Below are 19204 nucleotides of genomic sequence, written 5' to 3'. Positions count from 1 at the left end.
TTCGAGCGAAGTGGATACCGGTTCGCGTGAAGAAAACGCGTCAAGACAAGAACCTGGAGCCCCGTTCCGATTCCATCGGAACGGGAAAGGCTCTAGTCGCCATGCGACGGCGGCGAGACCGTCACCGGCGCATGATCGTGCTTGCCGAAATCCAGTTTCGACAGCGCGATGATGGCCTCGGTCCGGCTGCGCACGCCGAGCTTCCGCAGGATCTCGGAGACGTGCACCTTCACGGTGGTGACCGAGATATCGAGCTGATAGGCGATGTGCTTGTTCTGCAGCCCGCGGCAGATCATGTCGAGCACGCGAAGCTGCTGCGCGGTGAACTGGCCGAGCTGCTGCACCAGTTGCTTGGTGTCGGCCTGGCCCTTCCGTGCGGCAGCCGAATCGCGGAAACGCGTCGGCAGGCACACCTCGCCTTCGAGAATGCCGCGCAGCAGGCGCGCCAGCTCGACCTTCGCCGTCGACTTCGGAATGAATCCGGAAATGCCGAGCGCGATCGCGCTGCCGATGATCCGGGAATCGTCATGCGCCGACACGATCACGAGCGCGCTACGCGGCGCCGCGGCCCGCACCCGGTAGGCTCCGAGCAGGCCCGTGGTTCCCGGCATCGACAGATCGAGCAGGATCAGATCGAGGCCGTCGCGCGCGACGATCACGTCGAGCGCGCCATCGATCGAGGTCGCTTGCAGCACCTCGGCGTCGGGAAACTCGGCCCCGATCACGCCGATCAGGGCGGCACGGAACAGCGGGTGGTCCTCGACGATCAGCAGTCGAGGCGCACCCGCCTTATCGAGCGGCGGCTCGTCCGCCAGGGGCGCGGTCGTGGTCAATGCTGCGCCGTCCTCCCTCGGATCGCTGATGACAGCCATTGTTCGGACGACGTTATCTCAAAGCCGGGCGGCAGCCTATAGGTAGCACCCCGGATGCGTTCGCCTTGCAGCGCAGCAAACCTAGGGCGCCTTCTCTGCCTTCGCACCCGAGCTGGCTTCAAGGACGGGAAGCGGAATCTTGCCGAGCTCGATGATCGCCTTGTTGCGGCTGAACAGCTTCAGCTTGCGCAGGATCTCGGTGACATGCGCCTTCACGGTGGATTCCGCGAGCTTGAGCTCGGCGGCGATTTCGCGGTTCTGCAGGCCGCGGATGATCAAGTGAAGCACGCGGATTTGCTGCGGCGTCAGCTTCTGGATCCGCTCGCGCAGCGTCCGCGCCGTCTCGGACTGTTCCAGCGCGCCGACCGCGACGAAGTCCCGCGGCGCCGAGACCGATCCGCTCAGCACGCGCGCGATCGCCTGCGAGAGCTCGCCGAGCGAGGTCGATTTGGGCAGATAGCCGACCGCACCCATTTCCAGCGCCTCGCGGATGGTGTGCTTGTCCTCCTCGCTCGAGACGATGGCGATTGGCAGCCGCGGATAGCGATCCCTGATCTTCTGAAAGCCGGAGAAGCCGACCACGTCGGGCAGCAGCAGATCGAGCAGCGCGAGGTCGATATTCGGCTCGCTGGCGAGGATGCCAAGGGCCCCCTTGATCGAGGTGGCCTCATAAATCCGGGCATCGGGATGCGAGATGCGGATGGCGTTGCCAAGCGCCTCCCCAAACAGGGGGTGATCGTCGATGATCAGGAACCCCATCATGAGGAACCTCGCACTGCTCGAGCCGTTTCCGTTCCGATTGAATCGGAACGGGGCTCTCGATTCATGTTCTGATGCGTTTTCTTCACGCGAACCGGTATCCACTTCGCTCGGAAACGCTTCTATTGCGGATCGCGGCAGCTAGTTCGACCCGCCGGTATCCTGCACACTCTGCAGATAGGCATATACGTTTCTGAGCTCGTCGTCGCTGAAGACGTCCTTCCAGGCCGGCATGCCCTTGGCTGGCCGCCCGTCATGGACCGTCTTCCAGAAGGTCGATTCCATGTCATCAGCATAGCGCTTCTTGAGCAACCTGAGATCGATCTTTCGCTCGGCCTGCACCGCGTCCGGACCGTGGCAATGGGCGCAGGTGCCGTTGAAGACCTCCCGCCCCGCCGTGGCGTCTCCCTTGGCATCTCCGGCGGTCGCAGCGGTCTGGACCGGTTTCTCCGCCGAAGCCGCCTGCCCGACCGTGACCGGTTCGCTGGCTCCGGCAGACGACGTCGTCGCCCGGTTTGCCTCGCCGAACTTCACCGGAGCGCCGTTCGGCACGCCGTATTTGGCAAACAGGGCGGAAATCTCCGGCTGCAGCGACGGCAGCACCCCGTCGACCTCATCGCGCAGCGCGCCGGACGCCTTGGCGAAGCCGATCGCGGTCGCCCAGAGCAGGCCGTCGCCCTCGGCCGACACGATCTGGTACTTGTCGCCATAAGTGGTCTTGTTGAGCCACCCCGCCACCGGCGCCCAGATGAAGGCGATATCGACTTTGCCCTGTTCGAGGGCCGCCATGCCCTCCGCCGGGCTGAGCACGGTGACCTTCTCGATGTCGTCACGCAGCGCCAATAGATTTTGCGGCGTCGACTGATACTGCACCGCAACCCGCAATCCCTTGAGGTCGTCGATGCCGGCCAGTTTGCGATCCCTGGCGCCGACCAGCGCATAGCCTTCATGGGCGATCGGCTTCGAGAAGATCACAGCCGGGCCCATGAAATCGTCGACCAGCGGCAGGCCGATCATGGCGTCGCACTGCTTGCTGAGCAGCGTCTCCCGCACGGTGCGCTTGCCGAAATAGGACTTGTACCAGTTGGTGCTCACCGTGCGGCCGAGCTTTTGCGCCACCGCCTGGCCGATCTCGAGATAGAGGCCGGGCTTGCCCGGGTCGTCGCTCGAGAACGGCAGGTTGGTCGGGTCGGCGCAGAGCCGCAGCGGCGGCTTTGTCTCGTCGGCGCCGGCCGCCAGGGCCGGCACCATAAGCAGGGCGGAGAGCAGCACGGTCCGGATTGCATGTTCCAACCGCGTGTTGCGCGAGGGGGTGCGCAGTTCGTTTCGGGCGATGCAGGACACGGACAATGCTGCCTCCTTGACGATCGTTATTGCAGGGCGAACACGAACAGCGAGCCGCCTTCCGGCGCCGCGGCGACCATCTTCTTGCCGATGTCACCGAGGAAGGCCGGCAGCGCCGCGGTGCGTCCGACCACGATCGCGACATACTGCTTGCCGTCGACCGAATAGGTCACGGGACCGGCGCCGATGCCGCTGCCGAGGTTCTTGCTCCACAGCACCTTGCCGTTCTTGGCATCGATGGCGCGGAAGTCGCCATGCAGGTTGCCGGAGAACACCAGATTGCCGCCGGTCGTCAGCGTACCGCCGTTGAAGGGCAGGTCTTCCTTGATGCTCCACACCTTCTTATTGGCGATCGGATCCCAGGCCACGAGTTCGCCGAGGAAGCCGCCGGGGCCCGGCTTGGTGGGGAATTCGGCGCCGAGATAGAACACGCCGCGCTTGTAGTTCACGTCAGAGACCGACCAGTCCATGCACACATTGTTGCTCGGGATGTAGACGAGGCCGGTCTGCGGGTTGAACGACATCGGCTGCCAGTTCTTGCCGCCGATCAGGTTCGGGCAGATGTCCTTGGCGGGATGGCCGGGGCCGGGACGCTTGTCCGGATCCTCTTCCGCCCGCATCGTGTTGATGTCCCACTTCTTGGCCCAGTTGGCGAAGACGTATTTCTCGGCCGAGATCATCTTGCCGGTCTCGCGGTTGGCCACGAAGAAAAAGCCGTTACGATCCGCCTTCATCAGGACCGGCGTCTCGGCGCCCTTGATCTTGAGGTCGGCGAGCAAGAGCTCGTTGACGCCGTCATAATCCCAGGCGTCGGCCGGCGTGCCCTGGATGTGCCACTTGATCTTGCCGGTGTTGGGATCGATCGCCAGCGTCGAGGCCGTGTAGAGGTTGGTCAGCTTGCCGAAATTGCCGTCGCCGGTGGAGCGCACGCCGGTATTCCACGGTCCCGGATTGCTGGTACCCCAGTAGACCGTGTCGGACTTGGCATCGTAGGAGCCGACCAGCCAGGCGGCGCCGCCGCCATGCAGTCCGGTGTCGCCCTTCCAGGTGTCGCTGCCGGGTTCGCCCGGCGCCGGCACCGTGTAGGTCTGCCAGAGCAGCTTGCCGTCCTTGAGTGAGAAGGCCTGCAACGAGCCGCGGACGCCATATTCGCCGCCGCCGAAGCCGGTGATCACCTTGTCGCGGACGATGAGCGGCGGCGAGGTGATGACCGAGCCCTGCTTGTAGTCCACGACGGTCGAGGTCCAGAGCTCCTTGCCGCTCTCGGCATCGAGCGCGGTCAGCTTGCCGTCGAGCCGGCCGACGAAGAGCTTGCCGTCGGCATAGGACACGCCGCGATTATTGACGTCGCAGCAGGCATATTGCAGCACATCATCGGGAATATCGGGCTGCCAGGTCCATTTGCGCGCGCCGGTCGCGGCATCGACTGCATAGACGTATTTCGGCCCCCACGACGTCGACACATACAGCGTCTTGCCGATCACCAGCGGCGACGACTCGTTGGAGCGCAGCGAGGCCAGCGACAGCGAATAGACCAGCTGCAGCTTGCCCGCATTCTCGGAATTGATCTGCTTCAGCGGGCTGAAGCGCGTATTGCCGTAGTCGTGGCCGGCGATTGCCCATCCGTTCGGATCGGACGCCGCCTTCACGACGGAATCATTCGCTTTCGACGCGCCAATGCTTGCCATCACCATGGCGACCAGCGACACACCGGCAAAGAAAATCCCGCTCCTCAGCTTCATTGGCTTCCTCCAATATGGTTTCGTTGCCGCGATGGATGCATCGCGCGCGCGGATCGATACGCAATTTCATGAACCAGCGATCTTCTGTCGCTGCGTCGGCGATGAAAATGACAGCAACGCTATTGCGCCGTTATAGGCGGAAGGTAGTAGCACTCGCGGCGGCGATTTTGACGCGCCGCAGGCGCCATTGATCTGCGGAAAACCGCTTGCACTGCGGGGTGATTTCATCGCGCCGGAGCGTGCTCCCGGCAGCTTGCAAATTGCTCATTGAACGGCTGCCTGCTAGGATCGAAAGTACAGCCCGGCGCCTTCACGACAGGGCCGCACCTACGACTTTGATCGCGGTTACGTCCCATATGAAGCGTGGTCTACTGGGCCCATAACGAAGCTATTGGGAGAAACGCGTGTCTACAGTCAAACTGACGGTAAACGGCAGGGCGGTTTCGGTCGACGTCGAGGACCGGACCCTCCTCGTGCATCTCTTGCGCGAAAACCTCAACCTCACCGGCACCCATGTCGGCTGCGATACCAGCCAGTGCGGCGCCTGCGTCGTCCATGTCGATGGGCGGGCGGTCAAATCCTGCACCATGCTGGCCGGCCAGGCCGCGGGCTCCAACGTCACCACGATCGAAGGCCTCGCCAAGGGCGACGAGCTGCACCCGATGCAGGCGGCGTTCCGCGACAATCACGGCCTGCAGTGCGGCTATTGCACCCCCGGCATGATCATGTCCGCGGTCGATATCGTGCACCGCCATGGCGGCAAGCTCGACGAGGAAACGGTTCGCCACGAGCTCGAAGGCAACATCTGCCGCTGCACCGGCTACCATAACATCGTCAAGGCGGTGCTCGATGCAGCCGGCCGCATGAAGGTCGCGCAGGCCGCCGAATAGCCGGCCCACGCAGTACACACGATCAAGCTCATCACCGCCGGTCTCGATGGAAACGGCGGCAAATCGAATCTCCGTCGGGAGGACTAGACTATGGGTGTTGAAGGAATTGGCGCACGCGTCGTGCGCAAGGAAGATCGCCGGTTCATTACCGGCCAGGGACGTTATGTCGACGACGTCAAAATGGTGGGCATGAGCTACGCTCACTTCATCCGCAGCCCGCATGCACATGCCAAGGTCAAGGGCATCAACTCCGCCGAGGCCATGAAGATGCCCGGCGTGATCGCGGTGCTGACCGGACAACAGATCGTCGACGACAAGGTCGGCAATCTGATCTGCGGCTGGGCCATCACCTCGAAGGACGGCTCACCGATGAAAATGGGCGCGTGGCCGGCGATGGCGCCGGAGACCGTGCGCTTCGTCGGACAGGCCGTCGCGGTCGTGATCGCCGAGACCAAGAACCTGGCCAAGGACGCGGCGGAAGCCGTCGTCGTCGACTACGAAGAACTTCCAGCGGTGGCCGACGTCAGGGCCGCGATCAAGTCGGGCGCGCCGCAACTGCATCCCGAAGCCCCCGGCAACATCGTCTATGACTGGCACATCGGCGACGAAGCCGCGGTCGGCGACGCCTTCAGCAAGGCCGCCAACGTGGTGACGCTCGAGCTCACCAACAACCGCCTGGTGCCGAATGCGATGGAGCCGCGCGCGGCGATCGCACAATATGACCAGGCTGAAGAGCACTACACGCTCTACACCACCTCGCAGAACCCGCACGTCGCCCGCCTCGTGCTGTCGGCGTTCTACAACATCGCGCCCGAGCACAAGCTGCGCGTGATCGCACCCGACGTCGGCGGCGGCTTCGGCTCCAAGATCTACATCTATCCGGAAGAGATGGTGGCGCTGTGGGCCTCGAAGAAGGTCAACCGCCCAGTGAAGTGGACCGGTGACCGCTCAGAAGCCTTCCTCACCGACGCGCATGGCCGCGACCACGTGTCGAAGGCGGAGATGGCGTTCGACAAGGACAACAAGATCATTGGCCTGCGGGTGAAGACCCACGCCAATTTCGGCGCCTATATGTCGCTATTCTCCTCGGCGGTGCCGACATATCTCTACGCGACTCTGCTGTCGGGCCAGTATGTGATCCCGGCGATCTATGCCGAGGTGATCGGCGTCTACACCAACACCACGCCGGTCGACGCCTATCGCGGCGCGGGCCGTCCCGAGGCGAGCTATCTGCTCGAGCGGATGATGGAGACCGCGGCGCGGCAGCTGAAGGTCGACCCGACCGAGCTGCGCAAGAAGAACTTCATCAACCAGTTCCCGTATCAGACGCCTGTGATCATGGCGTATGATGTCGGCGACTTCCACGCCTCGATCGATGCCGCGATGAAGGCGATCGACTATGCCGGCTTCCCGGCCCGCAAGGCCAAGGCGAAAGCCAGTGGCAAGCTGCGCGGCATCGGCGTCTCCTGCTACATCGAGGCCTGCGGCATCGCGCCGTCGAAGGCGGTCGGCAGCTTAGGGGCCGGCGTCGGCCTGTGGGAATCAGCGGAAATCCGCGTCAATCCGGTCGGCACCATCGAGGTGCTCACCGGCTCGCACAGCCACGGCCAGGGCCACGAAACGACGTTCTGCCAGATCATCGCGGAGCGGCTCGGCGTGCCGATCAGCCAGGTGTCGATCGTCCACGGCGACACCGACAAGGTGCAGTTCGGCATGGGCACCTACGGCTCGCGCTCGATCGCGGTCGGCGGTGCGGCGATCGTGAAGGCGATGGAGAAGGTGGAAGCCAAGGCCAAGAAGATCGCGGCGCATGCGCTCGAGGCTTCCGAGAGCGACATCGTGATCGAGAACGGCGAGTTCAAGGTCACCGGCACCGACAAGGCGATCGCGCTGCCGATGGTCGCACTCGCGGCCTACACCGCGCACAACCTGCCCGACGGCATGGAGCCCGGCCTGAAGGAGACGGCGTTCTACGACCCGACCAACTTCACCTTCCCCGCCGGCGCCTATATCTGCGAGCTCGAGGTCGATCCAGGCACCGGCAAGACCACCTTCGTCGACTTCGTGGCGGCGGACGATTTCGGCCGGCTGATCAACCCGATGATTGTCGAAGGCCAGGTCCATGGCGGCCTTGCGCAGGGCATCGGCCAGGCGCTGCTCGAGGGCGCGGTCTATGACGACACCGGTCAGCTCGTGACCGCGTCGTTCATGGACTACACCATGCCGCGCGCCGACGACCTGCCGTCGTTCCAGCTCTCCCACACCACGACGCTGTGTCCGGGCAACCCGCTCGGCGTCAAGGGCTGCGGCGAAGCCGGCGCGATCGGCGCCTCTGCTGCCGTGATCAACGCGATCACGGACGCCATCGGCAACAACAAGCTGGAAATGCCGGCGACGCCCGATCGCGTCTGGCACGCCATTCACGGTTGAGGGAGGAAGAGCCATGTACGAGACAAATTATCACCGCGCTTCCTCGGTCGCCGACGCCGCAGCCACGTTTGCCAAGGGCACGGAATCAAAATTCCTTGCCGGCGGACAAACCCTGCTCCCCGTGATGAAGCAGCGTCTCGCCGCCCCGTCCGACGTGATCGACCTTTCCAAGGTGCAGGAGATGATCGGCATCGAGGTTTCGAGCGACACCGTCACCATCAAGGCCGCAACGCCGCATTACGATGTGGCGCAAAGCGATGCGGTCAGGAAGGCGATCCCGGCGCTCGCCAATCTGGCGTCGATGATCGGCGATCCCGCCGTGCGCTATCGCGGCACGATCGGCGGCTCGCTCGCCAACAACGACCCGGCGGCGGATTATCCGGCGGCGGTGCTGGCGCTCGGCGCGACGGTCAAGACCAACAAGCGCTCGATCCCGGCGGATGACTTCTTCAAGGGCCTGTTCACGACGGCGCTTGAGGATGGCGAGATCATCACGCAGGTCACGTTCCCGATCCCGGCCAAGGCGGGTTATGCCAAGTTTCCGAACCCGGCCTCGCGCTTCGCCCTGACTGGCGTGTTTGTCGCCAAGACCAAGTCGGGTGACGTCCGCGTCACCGCGACCGGTGCATCGCAAAGCGGCGTCATGCGGGTGGGGCCGATCGAACAGGCGCTGAAGGCGAACTGGGCGGCCTCGGCGCTCGATAGCGTCACGATCGCGGCGAGCGGCCTGCTCGCCGACATCCACGGCTCGGCGGACTACCGCGCGAATCTGGTGAAGGTGATGGGACAGCGGGCGGTGACTGCCGCCGGCTGATAGCGCCTAAACACAAGTCGAGCGGCGGCGCGCAGCGATGCGCGCCGTTCGCGTTCTACCGGCGCCTCGTTTTACCGGCACGTCGGGGCAAAAGACGCTTGCCTCATCGCGCGTTCGGCGAGACAATTTAGCTAATCAGCTAATTAAAAATACCGTCCCACGGACGGCTGGGAGAAGGCATGACATTCGGCACCAAGCCAGCCGCAAACACCTCAGCCGCTTAACGCCCCACAACGAACGGATAACAACGTGCTCGATAAACCTGCCTCCCAAACCGCCGCTCGCATTTCGGGCCCGCTCGCCGGCTTCCGCATCGTCGAATTCGCCGGCATCGGCCCCGGCCCGTTCGCCTGCATGCTGCTCGCCGACATGGGCGCCGAGGTCATCACCCTCGATCGGGTCGGCGCCGGCAAGAATTTGAAGGCGGTGGCAACCCGTGGCCGCAAAGTCATCGAGCTCGACCTCAAGAACAAGGCGGCGATTGCTGAAGTGCTCGACCTGCTCAGCCATGCCGATGCACTGATTGAAGGCTTCCGTCCCGGCGTGATGGAGCGTCTCGGTCTCGGCCCCGACGTCGTGCTCGCGCGCAATCCGAAGCTGGTCTTCGGCCGCATGACCGGCTGGGGCCAGGAAGGCCCGCTGGCGAACGCCGCCGGCCACGACATCAACTACATCTCGATCACCGGCGCACTCGCTGCGATCGGACCTAAGGAGAAGCCGGTGCCGCCGCTCAACCTGGTCGGCGATTTCGGCGGCGGCGCGCTTTACCTTGTAGTCGGCGTGCTCGCAGCGCTCCTGGAAGCGCAGAAGTCCGGCAAGGGCCAGGTGGTCGATACCGCGATGTGCGACGGCGCGGCCTCGCTGATGTCGATGTTCTACGACATGCGCGCGCAGGGCCGCTGGAGCGGCGGCCGCGACCAGAACTTCCTGGACGGCGGCGCGCATTTCTACGGCGTCTACGAATGCTCCTGCGGCAACTTCATCTCGATCGGCTCGATCGAACCGCAGTTCTATGCGCTGTTGCGCAAGCATGCCGACCTGACCGACGCCGACTTCGACGCCCAGATGGACCGCAAGGCCTGGCCGGCGCTGAAGGAGAAGCTGACCAAGGTGTTCAAGAGCAAGTCGCGCGCCGACTGGTGCACAATCATGGAAGGCACCGACATCTGCTTCGCGCCGATCCTGACCATGGAAGAGGCCCCGAAGCATCCGCACATGGCGGCCCGCCAGGTGTTCGTCGAGCGCCACGGCGTCATCCAGCCCGCCCCCGCGCCGCGCTTCTCGCGCACGCCGTCGGCGATCCGCGAGCCGGAGCTGGCCAGCATCGGTGACGTGACGAACGCGTGGAAGGCGGGAAAATAGCCTCGCTGTCGTCCCGGCGAAAGCCCGGACCCATAACCACTGAATGAAGTTGTTGCGCCCGCCCCTACCGCGGGACGATCACCTGACACACGCGATAGATTCCGCGGTATGGGTCCCGGCTTTCGCCGGGACGACACCTTCGACCTTGCGCCGGCGAACTCCCCTTGCGCTACTCAAGCCGCGTGATCGACCTTCAGCACGCCGCGGCGGATCTGGTCTTCCTCGATCGATTCGAACAGCGCCTTGAAGTTGCCTTCGCCGAAACCGTCGTCGCCCTTGCGCTGGATGAATTCGAAGAAGATCGGCCCGATCGCATTCGCCGAGAAGATTTGCAGCAGCACCTTGGTCTGGCCGCCGGCGACCACGCCCTCGCCGTCGATCAGGATGCCGTTGCTCTTGAGCCGCGCGAGGTCCTCGCCATGTTTGGGCAGGCGGGCGTCGATCCGCTCGAAATAGGTGTCGGGCGGCGACGGCATGAACGGCAGGCCGTCCGCGCGCAGCGTCTCGACGGTCGAATAGATGTCGCTCGCGCCACAGGCGATGTGCTGGATGCCCTCGCCTTGATAGGTGTTGAGATATTCCTCGATCTGCCCGGAATCGCCGGCATCCTCGTTGATCGGGATCCGGATCTTGCCGTCCGGGCTGGTCAGCGCGCGCGAGAACAGGCCGGACGCGCGGCCCTCAATGTCGAAGAAGCGGATCTGGCGGAAGTTGAACAGCTTGGCATAGAAGCCGGTCCAAACATCCATGCGGCCGCGATGGACGTTATGGGTGAGATGATCGATGTAATAAAGGCCTGAGCCTGCGGGACGCGGATTGTTCTCTCCGAGCCACTCGAACTCGGCATCATAGGCCGAACCCTTGGCGCCGTAGCGGTCGACGAAATACAGCAGGCTGCCGCCGATGCCCTTGATCGCAGGCACATCGAGCGTCTTCTCCGCGGACGACACATCCGCCGGCTCCGCGCCGAGCGCGATCGCGCGCTCATAGGCGTGCTTCGCGTCGACCACGCGGAACGCCATCGACGGCGCACAGGGGCCGTGCGCGGCAACGAAGTTGCAGCCGTGAGTACCCGGCTCTTCGTTGACGAGATAGTTGATGTCGCCCTGGCGATAGACCGTGATGGTCTTGGTCTTGTGGCGGGCCACCGCGACAAAGCCCATCAGCTTGAACAATGCGTGTAGCTCGCCGGGACTGGGGTGGGCATATTCGACGAACTCGAAACCGTCGGTGCCCATCGGGTTCTCGATGCTGATTTCGGCCGGCGGCGCATCGTGCGGAAACGGACCCATGACGGTAACTCCTTGATTTGTCTGGAGATCAGTTTCCGTCACCTGCTGCGCAACGTGCGTGCAAAATGACCCCTGATTTGCTATAATCGCGCACGATCTGTGCATGAAATGGACCATCCGCGCATGTCTGACGTTGACGCTTTCGACCTCAAGATGCTCGCCGCGTTGCAGGACGACGGGCGGTTGACCAACCAGCAGCTCGCCGACCTGGTCGGGCTCTCCGCCTCGCAATGCTCGCGGCGGCGGATGCGGCTGGAGGAGGAGAAGGTGATTTCCGGCTATCACGCCGACCTCGCCGGCGAGGCGCTCGGCTTCGGCCTGATCGCCTTCATCCACATTACGCTCGCGACCCATTCGCCCGACAACGCCAAGCGGTTTCGCGAACTGGTCAACCGCGTCGACGACATCCAGGAGGCCTATGCACTGACCGGCGATGCCGATTACGTGCTGAAGGTGATGCTGCGCGACCTGAAGAGCCTGTCCGACATCGTCAACAACGTGCTGATGCCGCACCAGAGCGTGGCGCATGTGCGCTCCTCGATCGTGCTCGACCGCCTGAAGGAGAGCACCAAGCTGCCGCTGAAGGCGTTACCGACCTAACCTGGCGCAAATCGAGGGAATTCCGTCATTCGCTTTCCCGGCCCGATTTGCGATCATTCGCATGAATTGGCTCGATGCCGCGGCATCGGCGGTGGGCTCCCTCTCCCCTTGCGCGAGACGTGCAGCGGTGTACGCGGCATCCAAGAATCAGAGGAAAGCCATGGCGCTGCAGCTGCGACCGAACTGCGAGTATTGCGACAAGGACCTGCCACCCAGCGCGCTGGAGGCGCGGATCTGCTCGTACGAATGCACGTTCTGTGCGGATTGCGCGGAGAACAAGCTCGGCAATGTTTGCCCGAACTGCGGCGGCGGTTTTGCACCGCGGCCGATCCGCCCGGCCAAGCCGTGGCGGGCGGGTGTCTGCACCGTGAACCAGCCGCCGTCGGACAAGCGGGTGCATCTGAAATACAGCCTCGAGGACTGCGCGGCGAATACGGCGCGGCTGAGGGATGTCAGGCCGGAGGAGCGGTGAGGCTGCACGGCTTGTCGGGCTCCTTCCCCCTGAAAGGGGGAAGGTGGGATGGGGGGTCAAGCCGCGAGCGCTGGCGTTGGTGGAGAGAGCAGATCCGCACCCGGCTTGCTGCGCAAACCGACCTCCCCTTTTCAAGGGGAGGTGGAGCAGCGCAAGACGGCCAACAGCTACTCCGCCGCGACGATCGTACCCTCGACCTCGCCAAAGCCTATGCGATAGCCGTCGCCCTGGCACCAGCCGCGCATGACGAGTGAATCGCCGTCCTCCAGGAACGAGCGCGTGACGCCGCTGGCAAGCTCGACCGGCTCGGTGCCGTTCCAGCTGATTTCCAGGAGGCTGCCGCGCTGATGCTTTTCGGGACCGGAGATCGTGCCGCTGCCGAGGAGGTCGCCGACATTCATCGCGCAGCCGCTGGAAGCATGGTGCACGAGCTGCTGCACCGACGACCAGTACATGTATTTGAAGTTGGTGCTGCAGATCGTCTTCGCTTCGTTCATCGCTCCGGCGCGCAGCGCGACGTCGAGCTGCAAGTCGTAATTGTTCGGCTGCGCCTGCTTGAGATAAGCGAGCGGCTCCGGCTGCTGCGCCGGGCCCTGCATGCGGAACGGCTCGAGCGCCTCGCGCGTCACCACCCACGGGCTGATCGAGGTCGCGAACGCTTTGGCCTGGAACGGGCCGAGCGGCACATACTCCCATTGCTGGATGTCGCGCGCGCTCCAATCGTTGAGGATGACGAAGCCGAAGATCATCTCTTCGGCCTGCTTCTCGGTGAGCATCTCGCCCATCGGCGAGGCCTGGCCAACCACGACGCCCATCTCGAGCTCGAAGTCGAGCCGCTTGCAGGCGCCGAAGCTCGGCACGTCTGCGGTCAGCGGCTTCAGCTGCCCGCGCGGCCGCCGCACCTTGGTGCCGCCAACCACCACGGTCGAGGCGCGGCCGTTGTAGCCGATCGGCATGTGCAGCCAGTTCGGCTGCAGCGCATTGTCCTTGCCGCGGAACATGACGCCGACATTGGTGGCGTGCTCCTTCGACGAATAGAAATCGGTATAGCCCGAGACGGCGAAAGGCATGTGCAGCCGGACGTCCGCCATCGGCACCAGCGCCCGCGCCCGCAATTCCCTGTTGTCGCGCAGCTCGGGATGATCGGCGCGCAACAGCTCGCTGATCCGCACCCGCGTCGCCGACCAGACCTTCGGCCCGAGCGCCATGAAGGCATTGAGCGACGGCTGCGAGAACACGCCGAGTGGCCCGACATCGAGCCGCGCGTCCTGTTCGAGCTCCCAGAGGTCGAGCACATAGTCGCCGATCGCGACGCCGACGCGTGGCGCAAGGCCGTCCTTCGACGAAAACACGCCGTAGGGCAGGTTCTGGATCGGGAAGTCCGAAGTGGGCGCGATGTCGATGAAGGAGCGGAGCTTTGGGTCGTTGGGGTGGGGCATGGGGGTTCCGATGTGCAATCAAGTGCAACAGCTGATCTTCTTTACCCTCCCCTGGAGGGGGAGGGTCGACGCGAATGAAATGAGCGGCGGGGTGGGGTGACGGTCTATCCGCGAACACATCGCCCGGTTGAGAGATCACCCCACCCCCGTTTCGCATTCCGCTTCGCTGCATGCGAACCGACCCTCCCCCTCCAGGGGAGGGTGGAGGCGTCACGGCTTGTTCGGGTCGAACTTCTTCTCCAACCCCTTCCAGCAATCCGCGTAGTCGTCCTGCAGCGTCGTCGAGGTCGCGGCATGCTGCGTGACCCGCTGTGGGTAGCGCGTCTCGAACATGAAGGCCATGGTGCCGGTCAGCTTCACGGGCTTGAGCTCGCCATTGCTGGCATGCTCGAAGGCTTCACGATCAGGGCCATGCGGCAGCATCATGTTGTGCAGCGAGATGCCGCCGGGCACGAAGCCTTGCGGCTTGGCGTCGTAGACGCCGTAGATCAGACCCATGAACTCGGACATGATGTTCATGTGGTACCACGGCGGACGGAAGGTGTTGTCGGCCACCATCCAGCGTTCCGGGAAGATCACGAAGTCGATGTTCGCGGTGCCGGCCGTCTCCGACGGCGAGGTCAGCACCGTGAAGATCGACGGATCCGGATGATCGAACGCGATCGCGCCGACCGGCGAGAAAGTGCGCAAATCGTATTTGTACGGCGCATAATTGCCGTGCCAGGCGACGACGTCGATCGGCGAATGCGGCAACGTGGTCTTGAACAGCGCGCCGCCCCACTTCACGTAGAGCTCGGTCGGGGTGTCTTTGTCCTCGTAGCTAGCCACCGGCGTCAGGAAGTCGCGCGAATTGGCCAGGCAATTGGCGCCGATCGGGCCGCGCTCCGGCAGCGTGAAGGCGCCGCCGTAGTTCTCGCAGAGATAGCCGCGCGCCGGGCCATTCGGAATCTCGACGCGGAATTTGACGCCGCGCGGGATCACCACGATCTCGCCCGGTTCGGCATCGATGCGGCCGAACTCGGTGACGAGGCGCAGATTGCCCTGCTGCAGCACGAACATCATCTCGCCATCGGCATTGTAGAAATGCTGATCGACCATCGATTTGGTGATCAGATAGATGTGCGCCGCCATGCCGGCTTGCGTATTGGCATCACCGGCCGTGGTCATGGTCTGCACGCCCTGCAGGAAGGTCATGTCCTGCTTCGGGATCGGCGCCGGGTCCCAGCGCAGCTGCGCGATCGGCATGTCGTATTCGTGACACGGCGCGGTGCGCCACAGCCCGGCATCCGCCTTGGCGAAGCGGCCGGAATGCCGCACCGACGGACGGATGCGGTAGAGCCAGGAGCGTTCATTGGTGCCGCGCGGCGCCGTGAACGGCGAGCCGGAAAGCTGTTCGGCATAGAGCCCGTAGGCGCAGCGCTGCGGCGAGTTGCGCCCCATCGGCAGCGCGCCGGGGAGTGCCTCGGTCTCGAAACTGTTGCCGAAGCCGGACATGTAGCCCGGCGTGACTTGCCCCGAGCTGCGAACGATCTGATCAGGCGAGGTATTGATGTTCATCATGATCCTCCTTGCAGGGCGGCCCACATTTCCTGGTCGCGCTTGTCGGTCCAGATCACGGGATCGTCGATCCCGGACGCCTCGTCGTAGGCACGCGAAACGTTGAACGGCAGGCAGTGTTCGTAGATCGCAAACTTCGAGAATTTCGGGTCCATCACCTCGCGCGTCGCCGCCATCGATTCCTTCAAGCTGCGGCCCTTGGCAACAGACGATTCGGCGGCGCCATAGAGCGTGGTGACGAAATCGCGGGTCATCGCGATCGCATCGCGTCCGGTCTCGAAACCCTTCAGCGCATCGCCGCGGCCCGGCGCGATCGCCTTCGGATTGAAGGCGCGGATTTCGTTCAAGGTCATCGGCCATTCGCGCAAATGCGCATCGCCGCAATAGCAGGCCGAGTGATACTCGATCAGGTCGCCGGAGAACATCACCTCGGCATCCGGCACCCAGGCGACGATATCGCCCGAGGTGTGGCCGGCGCCGAGCTGCATCAGCCGCACCTCGCGCTTGCCGAGATAGATCGACATTTCGCCTTCGAAGGTCAGCGTCGGCCAGGTCAGGCCGGGAATGCTCGCGGCATCCTGAAACAGCCGTGGGAAGCGGCCATATTCGGAATCCCAGTCCTGCTGGCCGCGCTCCTGGATCAGGCGATAGGTCTCCTGCGAGGCGACGATGCCCTGTGCGTGATAGGCCGAGGCGCCAAGCACGCGCACCGCATGATAGTGCGACAGCACGACATATTTGATCGGCTTGTCGGTCACGGCCTTGACCCGCTCGATCACCTTGTTCGCCATCGCCGGCGTCGCCTGCGCGTCGAACACCAGGCAGCCATCGTCACCGACGATGACAGCGGTGTTGGGATCGCCCTCGGCGGTGAAGGCGTAGAGATCGGTGCCGATCTCGGAGAAGGTGACCTTCTTCTCCGCGAGATCCGTGGTCGATGCAAAACCTTTGGCCATCAGTTCAATCCTGTCCGTTTGATCAGTGCTATTGTTGTTGCTGTTGTTGCTGCTGGCTCGCATCCAGCGTGCGCAGCTTCGCCAGCGCGATCGCCTCCCGCAGCACGTCGAGATCGCCGATATGGTTGGCGAGCACCAGCACCAGGGCGGCATCGAGATCGGCGCTCTGCGACTCTGTGAGGCCGCGATGCGCCTCGACGATGGCGCGGAAGGCGTCGTCGGGACTGACGAAGTTCGAACTCGTCGACAGAGCCATGACCGCTCCTCAGTTCAGGCCGGCTGCGCGCGCCAGCGCCGCATCGAGTGCCGGCCGCGTGACGTTGCGGAAGCGTGCCGCGACATAGCCGTCCGGCCGCAGCAGATAGGCGGTACCGGGCTCGGCATCGTAGCGCTTGCCGGCAAGGCCTTGCGCGTCGACCAGCCCGCCCTCGCCACCGACCCGGATCGTGCCGACGCCGTCAGGCACATCGGCAGCCGCGCCATTGCCAAACTCCAGCAGCGTGAAACGCGTTCCCTGCCTGATGAAAACGTCGGTCAGATAGCTGGAACCGCCCTGCTCGGTCACCGGCGCATCCAGCATCGAGGCGCCCGGCCGCGGGCCGCCGCGCCAGTCGTCGCGATCGCTGGTCGACAGCGGCGTGTCGTAGACCGACGGCACCGACAGCCGGCCGCCATTGACCATGCGTTTGCCGAACTCGGTATCCTTGGCGAGCGACAGCACCGCCTGGCGCAGCCGCGCCTCCTGTTTCGTCACCGGCGCCATGAAATCGGTCGAGCGGGTGGATTCGCGGATGTTCTCATCCGCCGCCGCACTGCGCTCGATGTGATAGGTCTCGAGCAGGCCTTCCGGCGACAGCCGGCGCAACACGCGATCGAGCTTCCACGCCAGATTCTCGGCATCCTCGAGCCCGGAATTGGCGCCGCGCGCACCGAACGGCGAGACCTGGTGCGCGGAATCGCCGGCAAAGATCACGCGGCCATGGATAAACCTGGCCATCCGGCGGCACTGGAACTTGTAGAGCGAGATCCATTCGAACTCGAACTTGTCGTGCCCGAGCATGCGCTCGATCCGCGGCCGGACATTCTCGGGCTGCTTCTCGGCCACCGGATCGGCATCCGGATTGAGCTGCAGGTCGATCCGCCAGATGTCGTCCGGCTGCTTGTGCAGCAGCGCCGAGCGTCCAGCGTGGAACGGCGGATCGAACCAGAACCAGCGCTCGGTCGGGAATGCCGCGGTCATCTTGACGTCGGCGATCAGGAACTGGTCCTCGAACACCTGCCCCGCAAAGTCCGCACCGACCATCTGCCGCAGCGAGGACCGGGCGCCGTCGCAGGCGACGACAAACGACGCGTGCACCTGATACGTGCCTTCCGGGGTCGCGATGGTCAACGCAACGCCATCGTTGCGGCTCTCCAGCGCGATCACCTTGTTGCGCCAGCGCAGATCGATTTCAGGCAGCTGCTCGACCCGGTCGACCAGATAGGCCTCGGCATAGAACTGCTGCAGGTTGATGAAGGCGGGCCGCTTGTGACCTTCCTCGGGAAGCAAATTGAACTGGTAGAGCTGCGAGGCGCCGTGGAAGATCTTGCCGACGCTCCACACCACGCCCTTCTCGACCATGCGGTCGCCGACACCGAGGCGATCCCAGAATTCCAGCGAGCGTTTCGAGAAGCAGATCGCGCGGGAACCCTCGCCGATCCGGTCGGCATCGTCGAGCAGCAGCACGCGCTGGCCGCGCTGCGCGAGATCGATCGCGAGCGACAATCCCACCGGTCCGGCGCCGACCACCACGACCGGATGCTCCGCGACGTTGGTGCCCGACCGCTCCTGGTCGAGATGACGGCGATAGCCGAACTGGGTTTTGGCCTGTGCCGTATTGGCTTGTGCCATTGCGTGACCCTGATTGCGTGACCCTGGATGTTCCCTGGTGCCGTCGGCTTTTGGCTGCGGCTTGTGCAGCTGGTTTGCGACCAGGACCTTTTGCGACAAAACCTTGCGAGCCGGCCGCGACCTTGCTAAATTAGTCTCACTTGCAACTATCTTAAACTCCCAGTCGGGCCCGCCGTCAACTCAAATTGGAGGAATTTTTGGCCAGGACCTCTGCAAGCCAGCCTCCGATGCGGCCACGCGGCGCCGTGGAAGCGGACGCGCGCGACAATGTCGCGCCAACCAAGAAGCGCCTCGATCTCTTCCACTTCATGCCGTTCCGCCTGAACCGGCTGGCGGCCGAGGTGTCCTCGGCGCTGTCGAGCGAATACCAGGAGCGGTACGGCCTCGACATTCCGGAATGGCGCGTGCTCGCGACGCTGGGCTTCCGCAGCGATCCCTGCAGCGCGCAATACATCGCGCATTGCACCCGCACGCACAAATCCACCATCAGCCGCGCGGTCTCGGCGCTGATGGAGCGCGAGATCGTCGAGCGCGTCGAGAACGCCGACGACCGCCGCGAATTCCGCCTGCGCCTGACGAAGAAGGGCCAGGTACTCTACGAAGAGCTGATCCCGCGCCTGCTGCGCAAGGAGCAGGAGATCCTGTCTTGCCTGTCCGCACAGGAGCGCCGCGATCTCGCCCGCCTGCTCGGCAAGGTCGAGACCAGCCTCGAGCTGGTGCAGACCAGCGAAGAGGCCGACGCCAAGGACGTGTACTAAACCCTGCCGTCGTCCTGGCGAAAGCC

At 64.2% G+C, this 19204-nt stretch carries 18 protein-coding genes; 8 read left to right on the top strand and 10 right to left on the bottom strand.

Annotation, left to right across the window (positions count from 1 at the left end; translation table 11 throughout):
• Positions 1–92 precede the first annotated feature (92 nt).
• The 4 genes from HU230_RS35200 to HU230_RS35185 all read right to left on the bottom strand — a co-directional run bounded on the left by HU230_RS35200 (position 93) and on the right by HU230_RS35185 (position 4669).
• Entirely contained in the window at positions 93–872 is a 780-nt protein-coding gene (locus HU230_RS35200) for a LuxR C-terminal-related transcriptional regulator (RefSeq protein ID WP_224943903.1), read from the bottom strand.
• A gap of 81 nt (positions 873–953) precedes the next feature.
• Positions 954–1634 (bottom strand): response regulator, encoded by a 681-nt coding sequence (locus HU230_RS35195; RefSeq protein ID WP_176534248.1) that lies wholly within the window; start codon positions 1632–1634, stop codon positions 954–956.
• Positions 1635–1772: 138 nt separating this feature from the next.
• Positions 1773–2975 carry a c-type cytochrome gene (locus HU230_RS35190; protein WP_338077480.1) on the bottom strand — a complete coding sequence of 401 codons (1203 nt, stop codon included), beginning with the start codon at positions 2973–2975 and terminating at the stop codon, positions 1773–1775.
• 26 nt (positions 2976–3001) lie between these two features.
• Complete coding sequence (locus HU230_RS35185) at positions 3002–4669, bottom strand: PQQ-dependent dehydrogenase, methanol/ethanol family (RefSeq protein ID WP_176534250.1); 1668 nt, start codon at positions 4667–4669, stop codon at positions 3002–3004.
• Here HU230_RS35185 and HU230_RS35180 point away from each other — a divergent pair.
• From HU230_RS35180 to HU230_RS35160, 5 genes are all read left to right on the top strand, one after another.
• Positions 4653–4853: a hypothetical protein gene (locus HU230_RS35180; RefSeq protein WP_224943900.1), complete on the top strand. Its 201-nt coding sequence runs from the start codon at positions 4653–4655 to the stop codon at positions 4851–4853. The genes HU230_RS35185 and HU230_RS35180 overlap by 17 nt on opposite strands.
• A 268-nt stretch (positions 4854–5121) precedes the next feature.
• Positions 5122–5607 carry a (2Fe-2S)-binding protein gene (locus HU230_RS35175; RefSeq protein WP_097675807.1) on the top strand — a complete coding sequence of 162 codons (486 nt, stop codon included), beginning with the start codon at positions 5122–5124 and terminating at the stop codon, positions 5605–5607.
• Positions 5608–5697: 90 nt separating this feature from the next.
• Positions 5698–8037 carry a xanthine dehydrogenase family protein molybdopterin-binding subunit gene (locus HU230_RS35170; protein WP_176534251.1) on the top strand — a complete coding sequence of 780 codons (2340 nt, stop codon included), beginning with the start codon at positions 5698–5700 and terminating at the stop codon, positions 8035–8037.
• 13 nt (positions 8038–8050) lie between these two features.
• A complete protein-coding gene (locus HU230_RS35165) occupies positions 8051–8851 on the top strand; it encodes an FAD binding domain-containing protein (RefSeq protein ID WP_176534252.1) in 801 nt (266 codons plus the stop codon).
• A 249-nt stretch (positions 8852–9100) separates the two neighbouring features.
• Positions 9101–10213 (top strand): CaiB/BaiF CoA transferase family protein, encoded by a 1113-nt coding sequence (locus HU230_RS35160; protein ID WP_176534253.1) that lies wholly within the window; start codon positions 9101–9103, stop codon positions 10211–10213.
• A gap of 173 nt (positions 10214–10386) precedes the next feature.
• Here the strand turns inward: HU230_RS35160 and hppD are convergent, their stop codons facing one another.
• A complete protein-coding gene (gene hppD, locus HU230_RS35155; RefSeq protein ID WP_176534254.1) occupies positions 10387–11505 on the bottom strand; it encodes a 4-hydroxyphenylpyruvate dioxygenase in 1119 nt (372 codons plus the stop codon).
• A gap of 123 nt (positions 11506–11628) precedes the next feature.
• On the opposite strand from hppD, the gene HU230_RS35150 reads away from it, so the two are divergent.
• Positions 11629–12105 (top strand): Lrp/AsnC family transcriptional regulator, encoded by a 477-nt coding sequence (locus tag HU230_RS35150; protein ID WP_176534255.1) that lies wholly within the window; start codon positions 11629–11631, stop codon positions 12103–12105.
• Between the two features lie 160 nt (positions 12106–12265).
• Positions 12266–12577 carry a DUF1272 domain-containing protein gene (locus tag HU230_RS35145; protein WP_176534256.1) on the top strand — a complete coding sequence of 104 codons (312 nt, stop codon included), beginning with the start codon at positions 12266–12268 and terminating at the stop codon, positions 12575–12577.
• A gap of 167 nt (positions 12578–12744) precedes the next feature.
• Here the strand turns inward: HU230_RS35145 and fahA are convergent, their stop codons facing one another.
• The 5 genes from fahA to HU230_RS35120 form a co-directional block, all read right to left on the bottom strand.
• Positions 12745–14016 carry a fumarylacetoacetase gene (gene fahA, locus HU230_RS35140; protein WP_176534257.1) on the bottom strand — a complete coding sequence of 424 codons (1272 nt, stop codon included), beginning with the start codon at positions 14014–14016 and terminating at the stop codon, positions 12745–12747.
• Between the two features lie 210 nt (positions 14017–14226).
• A complete protein-coding gene (hmgA, locus tag HU230_RS35135) occupies positions 14227–15573 on the bottom strand; it encodes a homogentisate 1,2-dioxygenase (protein ID WP_176534258.1) in 1347 nt (448 codons plus the stop codon).
• A complete protein-coding gene (locus HU230_RS35130; RefSeq protein ID WP_176534259.1) occupies positions 15573–16529 on the bottom strand; it encodes an MBL fold metallo-hydrolase in 957 nt (318 codons plus the stop codon). Before HU230_RS35130 ends, hmgA begins: the two co-directional genes overlap by 1 nt.
• A 28-nt stretch (positions 16530–16557) precedes the next feature.
• A complete protein-coding gene (locus HU230_RS35125; protein ID WP_176534260.1) occupies positions 16558–16785 on the bottom strand; it encodes a DUF2783 domain-containing protein in 228 nt (75 codons plus the stop codon).
• A 9-nt stretch (positions 16786–16794) separates the two neighbouring features.
• The gene (locus HU230_RS35120) at positions 16795–18420 is read right to left on the bottom strand and encodes an FAD-dependent oxidoreductase (protein ID WP_176534261.1); all 1626 of its coding nucleotides are present in this window, start codon (positions 18418–18420) and stop codon (positions 16795–16797) included.
• Between the two features lie 197 nt (positions 18421–18617).
• Between HU230_RS35120 and HU230_RS35115 the strand changes: the two genes are divergently transcribed.
• On the top strand, positions 18618–19178 hold the full coding sequence (locus HU230_RS35115) for a MarR family winged helix-turn-helix transcriptional regulator (RefSeq protein ID WP_176534262.1): 561 nt from the start codon (positions 18618–18620) through the stop codon (positions 19176–19178).
• The last annotated feature ends 26 nt before the right edge of the window (positions 19179–19204 follow it).

This window comes from Bradyrhizobium quebecense (assembly GCF_013373795.3).
Classification (GTDB): domain Bacteria; phylum Pseudomonadota; class Alphaproteobacteria; order Rhizobiales; family Xanthobacteraceae; genus Bradyrhizobium; species Bradyrhizobium quebecense.
The sequence above is the reverse complement of the archived record's forward strand: the minus strand, read 5'-3'. Positions and strand labels throughout refer to the sequence as shown.

Bases quoted from the DNA above. Each gene is read 5' to 3' on its own strand.
- hppD (WP_176534254.1), bottom strand. From the start codon at position 11,505: ATGGGTCCGTTTCCGCACGATGCGCCGCCGGCCGAAATCAGCATCGAG.
- HU230_RS35185 (WP_176534250.1), bottom strand. From the start codon at position 4,669: ATGGTGATGGCAAGCATTGGCGCGTCGAAAGCGAATGATTCCGTCGTG.
- HU230_RS35180 (WP_224943900.1), top strand. From the start codon at position 4,653: ATGCTTGCCATCACCATGGCGACCAGCGACACACCGGCAAAGAAAATC.
- HU230_RS35120 (WP_176534261.1), bottom strand. From the start codon at position 18,420: ATGGCACAAGCCAATACGGCACAGGCCAAAACCCAGTTCGGCTATCGC.
- HU230_RS35170 (WP_176534251.1), top strand. From the start codon at position 5,698: ATGGGTGTTGAAGGAATTGGCGCACGCGTCGTGCGCAAGGAAGATCGC.
- fahA (WP_176534257.1), bottom strand. From the start codon at position 14,016: ATGCCCCACCCCAACGACCCAAAGCTCCGCTCCTTCATCGACATCGCG.
- HU230_RS35195 (WP_176534248.1), bottom strand. From the start codon at position 1,634: ATGATGGGGTTCCTGATCATCGACGATCACCCCCTGTTTGGGGAGGCG.
- HU230_RS35130 (WP_176534259.1), bottom strand. From the start codon at position 16,529: ATGGCCAAAGGTTTTGCATCGACCACGGATCTCGCGGAGAAGAAGGTC.
- hmgA (WP_176534258.1), bottom strand. From the start codon at position 15,573: ATGAACATCAATACCTCGCCTGATCAGATCGTTCGCAGCTCGGGGCAA.
- HU230_RS35150 (WP_176534255.1), top strand. From the start codon at position 11,629: ATGTCTGACGTTGACGCTTTCGACCTCAAGATGCTCGCCGCGTTGCAG.
- HU230_RS35165 (WP_176534252.1), top strand. From the start codon at position 8,051: ATGTACGAGACAAATTATCACCGCGCTTCCTCGGTCGCCGACGCCGCA.
- HU230_RS35125 (WP_176534260.1), bottom strand. From the start codon at position 16,785: ATGGCTCTGTCGACGAGTTCGAACTTCGTCAGTCCCGACGACGCCTTC.
- HU230_RS35200 (WP_224943903.1), bottom strand. From the start codon at position 872: ATGGCTGTCATCAGCGATCCGAGGGAGGACGGCGCAGCATTGACCACG.
- HU230_RS35145 (WP_176534256.1), top strand. From the start codon at position 12,266: ATGGCGCTGCAGCTGCGACCGAACTGCGAGTATTGCGACAAGGACCTG.